Origin of the sequence: Bacillus pumilus (assembly GCF_024498355.1) — a bacterium.
Taxonomy (GTDB): domain Bacteria; phylum Bacillota; class Bacilli; order Bacillales; family Bacillaceae; genus Bacillus; species Bacillus pumilus_P.
Map to the genome: position 1 here is coordinate 796,566 of NZ_CP101833.1, position 16,017 is coordinate 812,582.

Genomic DNA, 16,017 nt, shown 5'->3' on the forward strand with positions numbered 1-16,017 from the left:
AAATGGGGCGGAAGGAAAATGAAAGAGAATAAATTTCGAGTGATTTATGATCAGCTCGCGCGACGAATTGAACAAGGTGAATGGCAGGATAAAGGCATCCTTCCATCAGAGCATGAGCTTTCCTTAATGTACGACACGTCCCGGGAGACGGTGAGAAAGGCATTAAACATCCTTGTGCAAAATGGCTATATTCAAAAAATCCGCGGGAAAGGCTCTGTATTGCTGAATCGGGAGAAAATGCAGTTCCCTGTTTCAGGTCTCGTCAGCTTTAAAGAGCTTTCCCAAACGCTTGGCCGGAAGACGGTCACAACTGTTCATGAATTTGGTTTAATCAAACCGGATCAGTATATTCAGTCTCAGCTGAAAATAAATGGGCAGGAAGACGTCTGGGAAGTTATTCGTTCTCGCAATATTAGCGGGGAAGAAGTCATTTTAGACAAGGATTACTTTTTGCAAAGGCATGTGCAGACACTGTCTAAGGACATATGCAACGGATCGATCTACGAGTATATTGAAGGAGAACTCGGTGTATCGATTAGCTATGCTCAGAAGGAATTTGTGGTGGAGCCATGTACAGAAGAGGATGCCAAGTATCTTGATTTGAATGGGTTTGACCATGTAGTAGTGGTGAAGAATTACGTGTTCTTAGAGGATACAAGTCTATTTCAATACACAGAAAGCCGTCACCGATTAGACCGCTTCAGATTCGTCGATTTTGCAAGAAGAGAAAAAATGGACAGAGCATAAGCTCTGTCTATTTCAGGTTTTGGGGGAGCAAGGGGATAAAAAACGACAAGAGCAAAATCTCAGGAGGAAAAATGATTAGACTGAATAGACCACTAAAATTACGGGATTTAGAAATTTTTAGCGTGATGAAAGATCACATGATTTTATGTTACGTCATCATTGAAGATACGAGAAAACCATTTACGGAAGAAGACAGAAAACTAGATCCATTATGTTATATGGATGAAGAAGATATTCAAGCGATTTTGAATGTGTTTCATATTTCAATTATTAGTGATGAAACATTGAATGAAGAGGATTTAACTCTTGTCCAATCGTACTTTGCTGATTTTGTGAATAAAACGAACTTAACGAATTTTATTACGAGAGAATATGTTCTAAAGGATTTATATGATGTCGATGATGAAGATGACACCACTTTCTTTAATAGAATGTTACGTCATATAGGATCAGATGATGTGAAAGAATTTGACGATAGAAATTGGATTTATTTATCTCAAGATTGATGTGGAAATGAAAAAAGGACAAAGCCTATGCTCTATTTCAGCGTGTAGATAACCCCTCGCATTCTGTGTCAGCCCTGCTTTCCGGTGCTCACGAAGTAGACTTCAAGGGTTTTCAAAACACGCTGAAAAGAAGACAAAGGGCTAAAATCATTTTAGCCCTTTGTCAATAATATGAGGACAGAGCATAGGCTCTGTCCATTTCTTTTAGGATGATATATTTTTTCTTGTTCGCTTGCGCTGATAGTAATAAAGGATACCGCCTGAGGCGAGCATGAGCAAGCCAATCAATACAGCCGTATACATCATCGTTGCCGTATTCGGCAAAGTGCCGCCTGGTAGCCCGGTTCCATCTTGGCTTGGATCCGTTCCGCCTGGTGCCGATGTTCCGCCGTCTTCACCGGTTTGATCTGGGGCAGTTCCAGCTGCTTCACTTTGATTGAGCACTGTGTATTCACTAAAGTGTTTTGTTTCACCTGTTACGATCCCGTTTTCGAACGAACCGTTATTTGTTTTAGTGTAACGATTTTTCTCACGATCCACATAATAAACACCAGGTTTCTCCGCCTTTTGAGGCTCGTCTAATGTAAAGGAAAGTGTGACAGGATCTTTAAAGGTAGAAACTTTTTTCTGATCTTGTTTGATTTGGAAATCATACGATTCGGTTAATGCGTTTTTCACCTTATCTGTTTTCGCCATTCGTATATCTGCACTTTTATCTGACAAATTGGAAAGCGGTAATTTTAGTCCGACTTTGTCATGATAGATGGTGACGTTTGGATCTTGCTCTCTTTTCTTCAGCTCGGCTACTTGTGCTTTTGAAAGGGACAATTGAACGTTTTTCGCTTCGGTTGCTTTGTCTAGATAGAGCAATGCTTTGTTTGTATGCTGCACATACGTTTGGAATTTCTCATTATCTTGAATGTCATAAGCACCTTTTCCTGTCATGCGAGGAAGGAACACTTCTTTCACTCGATGATCGATGACAGGAGAAATTTGACCGTCTGCCTTTTCAATTTGCTCTTTGAAGATTTCATAGTCAACATAGCCTAAATCTTCGCCGTGAGAAGCTTCTGTAAAGACACTGTAGCCGTCGCCGCCTGTACCGACAAATGCATTTGTGGCTACGCGGTATGTTTTCTCATCATTAAGGTCCGTCAGTTGACCTTTTTGATCTTTCAGTTTCACATCAATCAATCTGCTGCCAGCTGGTTTACTCAGTGTAAACGTATATTCAATGCCAGCTACATGAGGGAATGCGCCTCCGCCTTCCTCGATGCCTGACAGCCCTTGTTCGAGCGCTTTTTTAATTTGACTGCCTTTTAAATCTGCGACATAAAGTGTGTTTCCGAAAGGCATCACCGCTAAAATATCACCTAATGTGATATCACCTTTTTCGATGCTTCCTCGAATCCCGCCGCCGTTTGTGAGTGCAAGGTCAGCACCGGCAGATTCTTGCGCTTTCTGCAGCATGCCGTCAGCAATAAAGTTTCCAAGATTCGTTTCCTTTGCACGAACGTGCTCACGCTGCCCGTCTAAAAGGACAGCGGTCGTCCCGACTTTTTCCGTTTTTATATCTTGAATATCTGCCTTGTATTGATCAAGAATCGCTTTTGCATCCGCATCTTCTTTGACAGAGTCATCGATGGGGATCAGGTCAAAAGAAGATTCTTTTGGCTGTACAACTCCTTTTTTGTCAAAGGCCATGTCTACTTTCCCTAGAAATTGTCCGTAGTCTTTCACTTGAGCGACGATCGTAGGTTCTTTTTTATTGACGACCTTTAATTTTTCAACAAGGGTGTGTGTGTGACCGCCAATGATTAAATCAATGCCGTCTACTTTTTGAGCAAGCTCAAGATCACGGTTATAGCCGAGGTGTGTTAAAGCAATGATTTTATTGATTTTTTCTTCTGTTTGAATGGTGTTGACGGTTTCTTTTGCTTTCTTGTATGCATCTTTAAATTGAATGTTTGGACCACTGCTGGATGTAATGGCCGTGTCTTCAGTGGTTAAGCCAAATACAGCCACCTTTTCGCCGTTTACATCAAGCAGGATGTACGGGTAAATCCCGGCTTCTTTTTTCTCACCAGCTTTAAACGTGGCTGGTTTTTTTACTAGGTCTCTTAACTGTTTTTCCTTAGAAACATCAACGTTTGATGACACAATTGGGAAGTGAGGCTTTTCAAATTGATGACGGTTGTTAGCATCTACGTCTGATGCATCTCCTGTCAGGAATTGACGAAGGACAGTTGGGCCTTTGTCAAATTCATGATTCCCAAACGTCATGGCATCGTATTTCATCAAGTTCATCAGCTTCAGATCGGCAAGTCCTTGCCATTTTGTGAAGTATAGGTCACCAGAGAACACATCACCAGCGTCTAATAAAATATTGTTCTCACTTTGAGCACGAACTTCTTTGATCTTTGTCGCACGTCTTGCAGCATCGTCTAGGTGTGCATGTGTATCGTTCGTATGCATCACCGTTAAATTCCAGTTGTCTGAGGCAGGCGGTTCTGTTGTGCCGTCCTCTTTGAAGGCTAGCTTGTATACGCCAAGGCCATCTGTGCTTGCGTTGCGAACAAAGTCTACGCTGTTTGATTTCTCTGCAAAAGGCTTTGCCAGAAGAGAAGACTCAAACGTTAAAGTAGCGCCTTTGACTGGTGCAATGGACCAGTTTTGATCCGCAGTTGGGTTAATGTTTTTTTGCTCGATAATATAATCCATCAGCACTTGACGGTTCTCATCCGCTGAGGCAAGCACGACTTTATCTTGCGTGAGGTGCGGGAAGCTTCCACCGCCCGAAGCACGGTAGTTGTTCGTTACGACTAAAAATTCTTGATTGTCAGAGACAGGCTTTCCATTGTAAGACAGATTTTTGATACGGTGCGCATTGGCATTTACTAGTGTGCCTGTTGTGCTATATTTAGCAGGCTGAGACACATCGACTTGGTACGTCACACCATCGATCACATCAAAGTTATATGAGCGGTATTCTTCGTTTAAAATAGGCTGTTCTTTTGAATCGTTTGGTTTGATTTGGTTAAATTGCCCAGCAGACATCTCTAACCAGTCTTTCACTTCACTGCCTTTGAGTTTCACAATCTGTACGGTGTTATCGTAAAGGTAGAGATCGCCGATATTCTTAATCGCTAAATCTCCTTTTGCGATATTTGTATAATAATTTACGCCATTTCGGCCGCCGGCCTTAAATGGTGCACCCGCAGATAAAATCGGTAAATTTTTATACGCCGTGTCCTTCATTTTTTCTTGTGCATACCATTTTTGTGCATCTGTCACAATTTGAATAGACGGGTCATCCACCACTTGAGCAAAAAAGCTATTAATGTCTGCTTCTGTTTTACCAACAGGTTTTCTGACATAATCAAGTGTGTTTTGATGTGTCGTTTGAATGGCATCTTTCACTGTACTGTTTTGAGATGACACCCCAGCAACAGCTTCAATTTTTCCTGTTCCGTCTGTGACCTTCCAGCTGCTGCCGTCAGGCTCTAGTGTCAAATCAATAACTCCGAGGTAGCTTCCCCAGTTTTTTGACATGACGACTGGAATGCCGTTGATGGTTCCTTTTGAGACATCGAATTTGTCTACGCCGCTATATTCAGAGCTTGGGAATGTGCCGTGCTGATGACCAGACACAATCGCATCGATACCCTTCGTTTTAGTGGCAAGGTCAAAGATCATATTTTCTGACCCTTTAGGCGAAGCGGTTTTTTCAATTCCTGTATGGGCAAGAGCGACGATGACATCTGCGCCTTTCGCCTTCATTTCAGGAATGGTTTCATTGGCAGATTCGACGATATCCTGCACTTGAACTTGTCCATCTAAATGCTTCTTATCCCACGTCATAATTTGTGGTGGGACGAATCCTATGTAACCGACTTTCACTTTTTGTGATACTCCGTTTGCATCTTGAAAGGTTTTATCTTGGATCACATAAGGAGTAAAGCGATGTTCTCCATTTAACTTTTTGACGTTCGCATTGACAATCGGGAAGTTGGCGCCCGCAATGGTACCGTCAAGGAAGGATAATCCGTAGTTAAATTCATGATTGCCAAGTGTTCCTGCATCGTATTTTAGTTTGTTGAGTGTATGAATAATGGGATGAACCTTTGTTTGATTGATGATGCTGTCTTTTTCATTTTTGTAAACGTATTCTCCAAGAGGGGTTCCTTGAATCAGGTCTCCGTTATCAACAAGGAGTGTATTAGGATGTTGTGAACGGTGTTTTTCAATCAGTTCGGCTGTTCTCGCCAAACCGAATTCATTTGTTTCTTTGTCGCTGTAGTAATCGTAATTCATCATGTTCGCATGAACATCGGTTGTGGCTAAGATGCTGATCTTCACGGCATTGCCGCTTTCTGTTTCTGCATGAGTAGGTACTGCTGGGAGAATGAGACTAATCATCATAATGGAAGTGAGCAGAATAGACAGGTTTTTTTTTCGTTTAGACCTATGCGTATGCTTCTTCACCTGATCTCCGCCTTTCTAATTTTTTTGACCACAATACCTATTGTAGAAATGTTTCGTTAACTTTTGTAGTTATTTTTTGCAGATTATTGTAAAGATAACATAAATCATACGAATTACCTTGTTAAGGGAAAGAGAATGAGTCCAAATGCTTATTTTTGTCATAAGGGGTTTTCTGATAGGGATAGGATGTTTGATTTCACCATGCCCGGGTATAGTGTGTAGTGTAAACGATAATCAAGCAGGAGGGTTTCTACATGGGTAAGAAAATTGCAGTTGTATTAACAGATTACTTTGAGGATGTTGAATTCACCGAGCCTGCAAAAGCTTTTAAAGACGCAGGCCATGACATCACAGTGATTGAAAACGAAAAAGGAAAAACAGTCAAAGGGAAGCAAGGAGAGGCTGAAGTGAGAGTGGATGCGTCCATTGATAACGTGAAGCCAGAAGACTTCGATGCACTTCTCATTCCTGGCGGTTTCTCACCAGACATTCTGCGTGCAGATGAGCGTTACGTCCAATTCACTAAAGCATTTATGGACGAGAAAAAACCTGTGTTTGCGATCTGCCACGGGCCGCAATTGCTTATTACAGCGAAGACGCTGGAAGGAAGAGGCGCAACTGGCTATACATCCATTCAAGTCGATATGGAAAACGCAGGCGCTAAATTTAAAGACGAAGAAGTTGTCGTTTGTCAGGATCAGCTTGTGACAAGCCGTACACCAGACGACATTCCAGCATTTAACCGTGAATCATTAAAACTGCTTGCGAAATAAACAGCAGTTGTTACAGCATAAAAAATCCAGCACTTCATAAAGTGCTGGATTTTCTGCGTGTTGATCAAGAAAAACTGCACGAAGACCACAGGGCAGTTCCCTTTGCACAATTATTTTCGTAAGCTTTTCAGCTCGCTTGCGATGGCTTGCATTTCACTTGGGCTGAATGAAGATTTTTTCATCACCATTTGGTGAAGAAATTCAATATCTTCGTACTTGTCTGGACTGAAGTCCTCGGCTTTGATGACTCCAATGTTCAGCATATTTAGCTTTTGCGAAATGTCTTCAATCAGCTGATTGACTTCAGCCGCTTTTTGCTCTGACAAGGGCGGCACGTCCTTTCCTGCATGTGTGTTGAATAATATGTCTATTTTAACAGAAATGCAAAAGAATAAAAGGGCTATTAAGACAACAAGGAGGTGTTTTTCTCCTTTTTCTCTTCCTTGATCTTATCAATGATTCGTTTTGATTCAAATACCACAACCCCTGATAAACCGATGAGCCCAATTAAGTTTGGAATGGCCATAAGCCCATTTAGCATATCTGCAAAACCCCATACGAAGTCATTCTTAAACACGGCTCCGAAGAAGACAGCAATGACAAACACGATGCGATAATACATGACGTACGAATCTTTCGCCAAATATGTAAAGCATTTCTCTCCATAATACGACCAGCCAATGATCGTTGAATAAGCAAACAAAAGTAACCCGATTGCTACGATAGTTGAGCCAATTGGTCCAAGGAAATGGGCAAAGGATAAAGAGGTCAGTGCATCACTTTTTTCTGTTAAATACATATCTGCCATCACAATGGTAATGCCAGTAATGGAACAAACAATGATTGTATCAATAAATACTTGTGTCATAGACACGAGAGCCTGACGGGCAGGCATATCCGTTTTGGCAGCAGCAGCTGCGATCGGTGCGGAGCCAAGACCAGCTTCATTTGAAAATACTCCACGTGCCACACCCCAGCGAATGACAGTTCCAATCGCACCTCCTGCAACGGCTTGACCAGTAAAGGCATCAGATAAAATGAGCCCAACTGCGCCTGGGACAAGATCAGCATTCATAATAAGAATGATTAATCCACAAATGACGTAAAATAAAGCCATGACTGGTACAAAAATAGAGGTTACACGGCCAATGCTTTTAATTCCGCCTAAAATGACAAGTGCCGTAAAGGCAGTAATAATGATACCTGTCACCCATGTTGGAATTTGAAAGGTAGAATTCATTACCCCTGAGATTGAATTAGACTGCACAAGGTTCCCGATCCCAAAGGCAGCACAGGCACCAAAAATAGCAAATAGCACCCCTAGCCATTTTTGCTTCAAGCCATGCTCTAAATAGTACATAGGTCCGCCAGACATTTCGCCTTTTTCGTTTTTGACCCTGTATTTAACAGCAAGAACGGCTTCTGCAAATTTTGTTGCCATCCCAAAAAATGCGGCAAACCACATCCAGAATACAGCACCAGGACCACCAGCTATAACTGCCGAAGCAACACCTACGATATTCCCTGTGCCGACAGTTGCAGCCAGAGCCGTCATTAATGCTTGGAAATGGGAGATATCCCCTTCTGATGTTTTGTCTTGTTTCGAAAATGCGAGCTTTAAAGAATAAGGAAGTAATCTAATTTGAATGAAGAGAACGCGAAAGGTGAGGTATATTCCAGTACCAACAATTAAAATCAACAGGGGAGGTCCCCACAAAAAATTGTTCATCGTCGTGACAAACTGCTCAATTATTCCCATCAAATATCCCCCTTTGTTTGTGTAATTCTCCTAAAGTTTCTCCTGTTTTTGTGTAATTTGTCAATGCCGATGAGAGTTTTTCTTGCAAAGTTTTCAAGAGAAAATGGTCTTGATATGATAGGGGAAAGGTTTTTGAAAGGGACTCTTAGGGAAAAGATAGGAGGAGAATGAAGGATGATTCATGTATTATTTGTGTGCCTTGGTAATATTTGCAGGTCACCGATGGCAGAGGCCATGTTTAGAAAACGAGTAGAAGATGAAGGCCTTAGCGAGCACTTTGTCATTGATTCAGCAGGCATTGGCGGCTGGCATCAAGGCAGTCCTCCTCATGAAGGAACAAGAAAGCTGCTTGAAGAAAAAGGAATCAGCTATGAAGGAATGACCGCAAGACAAATTATCGATGAGGATATCACAGCATACGACTATATCATTGCGATGGATGCTGAAAATGCAGGGGCACTCCGCAGTATAGCCGGCTATGGGAAACATCACTTTATTGGCCGTCTTCTTGACTTTGTTGAAGACGACGATCGAGATGATGTGCCAGATCCTTATTACACAGGGAACTTTGAGGAAGTACATGATTTAATTGAAACAGGAATTGACCGTTTTTTGACGTATGTAAAGAAAGAGAAACACCTTTAACTGAAAGGAGATCAGATGAGATGAAAGAGAAAAATCAAATCGTGCTTCAAGGAGCTGTCATAGGAGCAGCCTGCGGCGTATTGCTGACATTATTTCATCGGCCAACAAGACTTGCACTAAAAGACAAATGGAATGACTGCCAGCAAAAGCTGGATGAGTACCGCCAGGAGCCGGGCAGGATGTCTGCTTGCATGAATGAAAAAATGGAAGAAACGAAGCAGCTAATGCGAACGGTCTCAGATGATTTATCATTTTTAAATGAACAGGTGAATCAGTTAAAGGAAACAACCCCAAAGGTATTAGAGATTATTGAAGAAACAAAGGATCACTTTCGAACGAAACAGAAAGGTTGATCATTGGAGATGAGGCGTATGGGTTTTGTTAAAGCGTTAATTGAACGCTTTTTACTGCATGAAGGACCGGCTAAATCTGCTGAGCTTGCGTACTTCTTTTTACTTTCATTATTTCCGTTTCTCATCTTCGTGCTGACGCTGGTTGGGTATTTGCCGCTGACGTCAAAGGATGTTCTGAGCGTCATTTCTGGTTATGCGCCAGAGGGAGCGCTTTCGATGATTGAATCCATTGCCGAACAGACGCTGAATAACCGTAACGGCGGGTTATTGTCGTTCGGGATTATTGCCGCCCTTTGGTCTGCATCCAACGGCATTAATGCGGTCGTCAGAGCGTTTAACCACGCTTACGAAGTTGAGGAAAATCGTTCCTTCATTCTCGTACGTTTAACATCAATCATCTTAACCATTGCGATGGTTCTTACGATTATTTTCGCCTTGATGCTGCCTGTCTTTGGCAAAGAGCTTGGTTTATTTGTTGCCAAATTAGTTGGGCAGTCAGATGCCTTCCTCACCATGTGGACAGCCATGAGGTGGATCATTAGTCCGCTGATTTTACTGATTGTTTTTACATCCTTGTATTATTTTGCCCCAAACATCAGGCTGAAATTGAAATTTGTTCTGCCAGGCGCCATTTTTGCGTCTATCGGCTGGATTCTGGTGAGCATGCTGTTCTCATTTTACGTAGGCGAGTTTGCCAACTACAGTGCGATGTACGGTAGCATTGGGGGGATCATTATTTTAATGATCTGGTTTTATTTAACCGGCATCATGATTATCCTCGGAGGCGAGCTCAATGCGCTTTTACATAAGCGTAAAATCGTACCAGGCAAGCTGTAAAGAAAACAGGGCATCCTAAAGAAGAACGAACGAGTTCAATCTTGAAAGATGGGGGAATCACATATGTCCAAACAATCGAAAAAAGGCGGAAGCAACACAAAACAAAACAAAGGCCATCAGCCAAAGCACAAAACAAGCGGCAGTGCGAACGGGCAAAATGGATATCATTAGATGAAAACAACCTCCTCTGCACAGGTGCAGGGGAGGTTTTATTGATTCAACATTCGTATATACCGCCTAAGGACAAAATCTGTATCAGGTTTGGGCTGATAGTGAGGATCGAGCTGGAACCCAGCCTTAATCGCTACACGTTCACTTCGAACATGACCAACAGGACAAAAGATTTCAAATCCATCGACTTTATGAGCAAATGTTCCTGTCATATATTTCACTGTTTTCGTCACGATACCTCGACCTTGTGCGCCTTGACCAATCCAATAACCGATATTGCCTATTCTATTATGAAACGTCAGACGGAACACACCGATCAATTGCTCGTTCAGCATCAGCTAATTGTAAAATCTCCAATTTCAATTCATTTGTGATGTCTAGTGTAAACAAGAAATTGATCCTCCATTTTAATTAGTTTCAACCATTGCCGTCGTTCTCCCAAATCGAACGCAGCAAAACACGAATAGAATCACGATGCTGACAAGGTAAAGTAAATTCATCCCCTCAAACGTTTGAACAAAGATTCCTCCAAGAACCGGTCCAAGAATACTGCCTGCACTAAACGCCATCCCGCACATTAAATTACCGGCAGGAAGCAGATGCTTTGGCAATAAGTCGGTCATATAACTGATGCCAAGTGAGAATGTAGAGCCTACAGCCATTCCGGCAATAAAGAAACAAATCGCAACAGCCAAAACGGATTGAATGAAAATACCTGCCAAAAGGAAAAAGAAGGATCCAGCGAGTGTGACACATAAAATGATTCGGCGTCTGCCAAACCGGTCGCTGAGCATGCCGAGAGGAAGCTGAAAGACAATGCTTCCAATGGCAAAAGCAGGTAAAATAAATGCAACAGCATCTACTGTCACCCCGCTTCTTAGTGCATACACAGGGAAGTTACTATTGAGCGTCGTTTCTAAAAAGCCGTAGCAAAAAGGCATCATAAAGGCCACCCAGCCAAATTGAAAGGCTTTTTTGAAGCGCTTCAAACTGTTTGTTTGCTCTGACGTCTGCATTTCGTCTGTATCTGGATATGTATTTTTTAAAACAAACACAAGCAGCCAAATACATAAACTAACGGCACCAGAAACGATAAAAGGCAATGATGGATTGATTTCAATCAGTGGAGTTAAAAAAGGCCCAGCGGCAAAACCGAGTCCAAAGGATAACCCGTACAATGAAATATTACGCCCGCGATTTCTAGATGACGAAGCATAGGTCACCCACGTCTGTGTGGAGAAATGCAGCATATGGTCACCAATGCCAATCATGAGCCGCAGGAAGAACCAGACGACATAAGATTCAAAAAAGACAAAGCTGAACAAGCTTAAAAAGACCGCAGCGCCTCCAATGACGATTAACGGCTTAAAACCAAAACGGCGAAGCGGCGCTTCCATAAAAGGAGATGCAAGCAGCACGCCGAGATATAAGCCAGTGGCATGCAGTCCGTTTAACGTAGGGGAAGTGCCCGCATGTTCGAAAATAATGGATATAACAGGAAGTAACGCTCCCTGTGAAAAGCCAGATACGGATACAAGTAAAATTAAAATCATAAAGTGAATTCTCGGCATAAGAAGCTCCTTACAAGTTCATGCTTTCATCGTACAATGGAACCATAGGGGTTTCAATAGAAAGGTGGAAAAGGAATGAAGCTGACATACGAAAATGATCGGTGGGTGGCACATACTGATGATGGACAGCTGCATATTTCAGGAAAAGAAGAAGCTGGATACCGGCCATATCAATTGTTCACCTCAGCTATTGCAGGTTGTTTTGGAGAAATGCTAATTCATGTATGCGGGAAAAAACGAATATTCTATGAAGGGCTGACCATCACACCTGAAACGACAAGAGAAGGAGCGGCAAACAAAATCTCCCGCATCCACTTACATATGATCTTTGAAAGCATCTTTACCTCTGATGAACAAATAGAAAAAGTGATGAAGCTTGCGATGAAGCATTGTTCCATGGTGCAATCCGTTAAAGGAAGTATCGACATCACTATGTCACACGAGCGAATCTAAATGTATACGATGCCGGCACTCACGAAAGAATAACAGTCAGACATATGTAAAGGAGAATGGCTGTATGAATCGTTTGTTTCTTGTGATTGTCGCAATCGGTGTTCCACTATCTGTCATTGGCAGTTTTCTTCACTTCCCGCAGGTTGTCATGTTCGCTGTTTATTGTATCGCCATTATTGGTCTTGCTAGTTTTATGGGAAGAGCCACAGAAAGTCTTGCCATCATTGCGGGGCCAAGAATCGGTGGACTATTAAACGCTACATTTGGAAATGCAGTGGAGTTAATCATTTCGTTTTTTGCCTTAAAGCAAGGGCTGACTGCCATTGTACTTGCTTCATTAACTGGATCGGTCATCGGGAATTTACTGCTCGTGGCAGGGCTGTCTTTTTTCGTTGGCGGATTAAAATATAAGCGCCAAGAGTTCAATGTCCACGATGCAAGGCACAACTCTGGCTTGCTCATGTTTGCCATCATTGTGGCGTTTGTCATTCCAGAAGTGTTTTCGATGGAAATGGCTGAGGAGAAGCAATTTGTTTTAAGCATTGGCATTAGCATTGTGATGATTTTGCTTTATGTTGCAGCACTCTATTTCAAACTGGTCAGCCACCGAGGTGTTTATGTTGCCAAGCAGGAGAGCATGGACGGAGAGGCGGAGACGGAAGAAGAAATACCTGAATGGTCTGGTAAGTTTGCCACTTTGATTTTGCTGCTTGCAACGATGGCCGTTGCGTACATTTCAGAGCGCCTCGTCCATACATTTGATACAGTGGGAGAACAATTTGGCTGGAGTGAGCTGTTTATCGGGGTCATTATTGTCGCTATCGTCGGCAATGCAGCGGAACACGCCTCTGCTATCATCATGGCGTATAAAAACAAAATGGATGTGGCGGTGGAAATTGCCTTCGGCTCAACGCTTCAGGTCGCCATGATGGTGGCGCCTATCCTTGTCATCAGCTCTCTTTTTTTCGAAAAGCAGATGCCGCTGATTTTTTCCTTACCAGAACTCATTGCAATGGCATCCGCTGTCTTACTGACGGTCATTCTATCAAATGATGGTGATACGAACTGGTTTGAAGGGGCCACATTACTCGCTGCCTATTTTATTATGGCGATTGGATTTTTCCTTTTATAATCTTTTGTGGATAAGGGACGTCTTTGCGGAAAATACTATGGAAAAATGAATGAGAAAGAGTGATGATATGAAAAAGATGCCCCGCATCATGTTTGTTGTTCTCTTATCCTTAAGTTTTCTATACAGCTTTCCAGCCGAGGCGGCTAAGCCGTTTAAGGTACCATCGTCTGTCGCCAGTATCTCAAAGGAAAATACGTATCCAAACGCGTCACAAGATCAGCCGCTGCTTCAGCCGAGCGAGCTGACGGCCGAATTATTTAAAACAACGAATGTACCGATTGAAAATACCCATTTGATTAAAATGCTGAATGAATCCAGCATCTCAGGAACGCCGTTAGCTGTTGGATATCGTGCGACCATTTTCCTCGGAAGATGGGCACTGAGCTACGATTCAAATGAAACCGTCGCCAACTGGGAATACAAAAAAGTGAACACCAATCACATTGATAACAGAGGCGGAAACAAAACAGCCATTGGCAAATATGTTCAAAAGCAGCAAGTGAAAGTAAGCGGAGGGCTCACAGCAAAAGTACCAAACCCAGAAGATGTGAAAACATTGATGATGCAAAAAGCCATCCAAAAAACAAAGCTGCCGCTCGCCTTCGACACGGTGATTGGCGCAGGAACAAAACGAGATCAGTCATACCATGTTTCTCCGAAAAAAGCAGCATCCTTGCATGCCTATGCTCCAGCCATTAACGAAAAAGGAAAGGTCACATACGGAGAAGTGTACCTTGTGCTAAAAGGAAATAAACGCAAACTCGTCGTAAAAAACGTGACCTCACAAGGAATCGGCGCATGGATTCCTGTTCAGGATCATCTGACGTTTGGGTTTCAAGGGATGAATTAAAACAGTCAACTCCTCTATTGATAAGAGGAGTTGACTGTTTTTTGCTAATAGGTTTTATCTTTTTTCTTTTTCATTTCACTTATGTAAAAGTCAAAGGCGTTATAGAATAACCATCCAATGAACAGAAATAAGAAGACCTTAGTAAACGTCGTCAGGTTGTTGAAAATCAAGCATAGGGAAACAAAAGGTATGATCATAAAGCCGTAATACGAAAACCACCATGTTTTAAAAATGAAACTCAGCCCCTTGAACATGTGTATTATTTAACAATTTATTCATATGTTACTATTTTATAGGTGGGTAGTAAACCTTTTAAAAAAATAAAAAAGCCGTTGTAGAAGCTCAATCAATCGAGCGACTACAATGGCTTCTATTTTTCCTTATTCCCCTAAATCCACATTATGATAAACCTGCTGCACGTCTTCAAGCTCTTCTAATACATCGATTAGTTTCTCAAATTGTGCTTTAGATTCATCATCTAATGTCACTTCGTTTTGTGGAAGCATCGTGATTTCGGCGACAGTGAATTCTTCGACACCGGCTTGTTTGAATGCTTCTTGTACGTGATGGAATTGATCTGGCTCAGCGTAGACGATGACCGTTTGATCTTCTACCATGATGTCACGTACATCAATGTCTGCTTCCATTAAGAGCTCAAGCGTTTCTTCTTCGCTTTTCCCTTCGACACCGATGACCGCAGTTTGGTCAAACATGTAAGCAACAGATCCACTGACGCCCATGTTTCCGCCGTTTTTCCCAAAAGCCGCACGAACATCCGAAGCTGTACGGTTCACGTTATTGGTGAGGGCATCGACGATCACCATCGATCCGTTTGGACCAAATCCTTCATAGCGCAGCTCATCGAAGTTCTCTTCTGAACCACCTTTGGCTTTTTCAATCGCACGGTCCACAATGTGTTTTGGGACACTATATGTTTTTGCACGTTCTAGGACAAAGCGAAGTGCTTGGTTTGATTCTGGGTTTGGCTCACCTTGTTTGGCAGCCACATAGATTTCACGCCCGAATTTTGCGTAAATACGACTTGTATTGGCATCCTTTGATGCTTTCTTTTCTTTAATGTTGTTCCACTTACGACCCATCTTATTCACTCTCTTTCACTTAGTAAATACACAGTATGAGGGTCCCCATGCTGCATGAAATCATTCTGCCCTCTATTATACATGAATCAGTCAAGGGGATAGAAGCAAGAGGGCCGAAATGAAGAAATTCCTTAGCTGATGTGTCCAAGCTGTTCAAGCGTCTCATGTTTCTCATGAGGTCTAGTCAGCTCGTCACATTGAATGATCCTGCCGTCTAATAAAGTAAATAAAGCCATTACATCTATAAGACCACGATCTCCGCTGGTCAGCTCGACATGTACAGTGTAACGAAAACATCCTTGCTGCGTCTCTTCATCAAATAACACATCATGAAAGGCGGGGATCTTGAGCTGTTTTGTCATTTCTTTTAATGTGAATAGATGCTTTTTAAATTCATCAAGCGTGGAAACCTTTCCATCGGTCACTTGCTGATAGTCAGGAGAAAAATAAGTCTCCACCTTTTGTACATCTAATTCAGTTAATACTTCCTGATACATTTTCTTGATGAAAAAAATCGCTTCTGCCTTTGTCATCTATAAACATCCTCTCTTTTTATTAACTGACTAACTAAATAACATTATAATTAACTGGTTAACAAAAAACAATGACAAAAAATAACCTCACAAAGAATGAGG

16 protein-coding genes are annotated in these 16,017 nt (G+C 42.1%); 9 read left to right on the forward strand and 7 right to left on the reverse strand.

Translation table 11 applies throughout. The features are described 5' to 3' along the window. Nucleotides 1–18: 18 nt before the first annotated feature. Nucleotides 19–747 (forward strand): trehalose operon repressor, encoded by a 729-nt coding sequence (gene treR, locus NPA43_RS03790; protein WP_099727668.1) that lies wholly within the window; start codon nt 19–21, stop codon nt 745–747. Between the two features lie 71 nt (nt 748–818). Further along, complete coding sequence (locus NPA43_RS03795) at nt 819–1,253, forward strand: terpene synthase (RefSeq protein ID WP_256499392.1); 435 nt, start codon at nt 819–821, stop codon at nt 1,251–1,253. Nucleotides 1,254–1,457: 204 nt separating this feature from the next. On the opposite strand, the gene NPA43_RS03800 is transcribed toward NPA43_RS03795, so the two are convergent. Beyond that, on the reverse strand, nt 1,458–5,738 hold the full coding sequence (locus NPA43_RS03800; RefSeq protein WP_256499393.1) for a multifunctional 2',3'-cyclic-nucleotide 2'-phosphodiesterase/3'-nucleotidase/5'-nucleotidase: 4,281 nt from the start codon (nt 5,736–5,738) through the stop codon (nt 1,458–1,460). Nucleotides 5,739–5,992: 254 nt separating this feature from the next. On the opposite strand from NPA43_RS03800, the gene NPA43_RS03805 reads away from it, so the two are divergent. Beyond that, nucleotides 5,993–6,511: a type 1 glutamine amidotransferase domain-containing protein gene (locus NPA43_RS03805; RefSeq protein WP_249705288.1), complete on the forward strand. Its 519-nt coding sequence runs from the start codon at nt 5,993–5,995 to the stop codon at nt 6,509–6,511. A gap of 110 nt (nt 6,512–6,621) precedes the next feature. Here NPA43_RS03805 and NPA43_RS03810 read toward each other — a convergent pair whose 3' ends face one another. After that, nucleotides 6,622–6,837, reverse strand: coding sequence for a DUF1128 domain-containing protein (locus tag NPA43_RS03810; protein WP_034323493.1), 216 nt, complete (start codon nt 6,835–6,837; stop codon nt 6,622–6,624). Between the two features lie 77 nt (nt 6,838–6,914). Next, nucleotides 6,915–8,270 carry an alanine/glycine:cation symporter family protein gene (locus NPA43_RS03815; RefSeq protein WP_099727664.1) on the reverse strand — a complete coding sequence of 452 codons (1,356 nt, stop codon included), beginning with the start codon at nt 8,268–8,270 and terminating at the stop codon, nt 6,915–6,917. 174 nt (nt 8,271–8,444) lie between these two features. Here NPA43_RS03815 and NPA43_RS03820 point away from each other — a divergent pair, with 174 nt between their 5' ends. From NPA43_RS03820 to NPA43_RS03830, 3 genes are read left to right on the forward strand one after another with little or no spacing between them, the layout of a single operon-like run. Next, nucleotides 8,445–8,915 (forward strand): low molecular weight protein-tyrosine-phosphatase, encoded by a 471-nt coding sequence (locus tag NPA43_RS03820; RefSeq protein ID WP_256499394.1) that lies wholly within the window; start codon nt 8,445–8,447, stop codon nt 8,913–8,915. Nucleotides 8,916–8,935: 20 nt separating this feature from the next. Beyond that, on the forward strand, nt 8,936–9,268 hold the full coding sequence (locus tag NPA43_RS03825; RefSeq protein ID WP_256499395.1) for a hypothetical protein: 333 nt from the start codon (nt 8,936–8,938) through the stop codon (nt 9,266–9,268). 18 nt (nt 9,269–9,286) lie between these two features. Next, the gene (locus NPA43_RS03830) at nt 9,287–10,105 is read left to right on the forward strand and encodes a YihY/virulence factor BrkB family protein (protein ID WP_099727660.1); all 819 of its coding nucleotides are present in this window, start codon (nt 9,287–9,289) and stop codon (nt 10,103–10,105) included. 209 nt (nt 10,106–10,314) lie between these two features. Here the strand turns inward: NPA43_RS03830 and NPA43_RS03835 are convergent, their stop codons facing one another. Both NPA43_RS03835 and NPA43_RS03840 read right to left on the reverse strand, forming a co-directional pair. Beyond that, nucleotides 10,315–10,611, reverse strand: coding sequence for a GNAT family N-acetyltransferase (locus NPA43_RS03835; RefSeq protein ID WP_256499396.1), 297 nt, complete (start codon nt 10,609–10,611; stop codon nt 10,315–10,317). Nucleotides 10,612–10,683: 72 nt separating this feature from the next. Continuing rightward, entirely contained in the window at nt 10,684–11,847 is a 1,164-nt protein-coding gene (locus NPA43_RS03840; RefSeq protein WP_230031557.1) for an MFS transporter, read from the reverse strand. A 75-nt stretch (nt 11,848–11,922) separates the two neighbouring features. Here NPA43_RS03840 and NPA43_RS03845 point away from each other — a divergent pair, with 75 nt between their 5' ends. The 3 genes from NPA43_RS03845 (at nt 11,923) to NPA43_RS03855 (ending at nt 14,282) form a co-directional block, all read left to right on the forward strand. After that, nucleotides 11,923–12,300, forward strand: a complete 378-nt coding sequence (locus NPA43_RS03845; protein WP_256499397.1) for an OsmC family protein — start codon at nt 11,923–11,925, stop codon at nt 12,298–12,300. 64 nt (nt 12,301–12,364) lie between these two features. After that, the gene (gene cax / locus NPA43_RS03850) at nt 12,365–13,432 is read left to right on the forward strand and encodes a calcium/proton exchanger (protein ID WP_256499398.1); all 1,068 of its coding nucleotides are present in this window, start codon (nt 12,365–12,367) and stop codon (nt 13,430–13,432) included. Nucleotides 13,433–13,499: 67 nt separating this feature from the next. Next, on the forward strand, nt 13,500–14,282 hold the full coding sequence (locus NPA43_RS03855; RefSeq protein WP_050944786.1) for a YfkD famly protein: 783 nt from the start codon (nt 13,500–13,502) through the stop codon (nt 14,280–14,282). Between the two features lie 380 nt (nt 14,283–14,662). On the opposite strand, the gene NPA43_RS03860 is transcribed toward NPA43_RS03855, so the two are convergent. Both NPA43_RS03860 and NPA43_RS03865 read right to left on the reverse strand, forming a co-directional pair. Further along, nucleotides 14,663–15,382 carry a YebC/PmpR family DNA-binding transcriptional regulator gene (locus tag NPA43_RS03860; protein ID WP_256499399.1) on the reverse strand — a complete coding sequence of 240 codons (720 nt, stop codon included), beginning with the start codon at nt 15,380–15,382 and terminating at the stop codon, nt 14,663–14,665. A gap of 131 nt (nt 15,383–15,513) precedes the next feature. Next, nucleotides 15,514–15,915 (reverse strand): nuclear transport factor 2 family protein, encoded by a 402-nt coding sequence (locus NPA43_RS03865; protein ID WP_256499400.1) that lies wholly within the window; start codon nt 15,913–15,915, stop codon nt 15,514–15,516. Between the last annotated feature and the right edge of the window lie 102 nt (nt 15,916–16,017).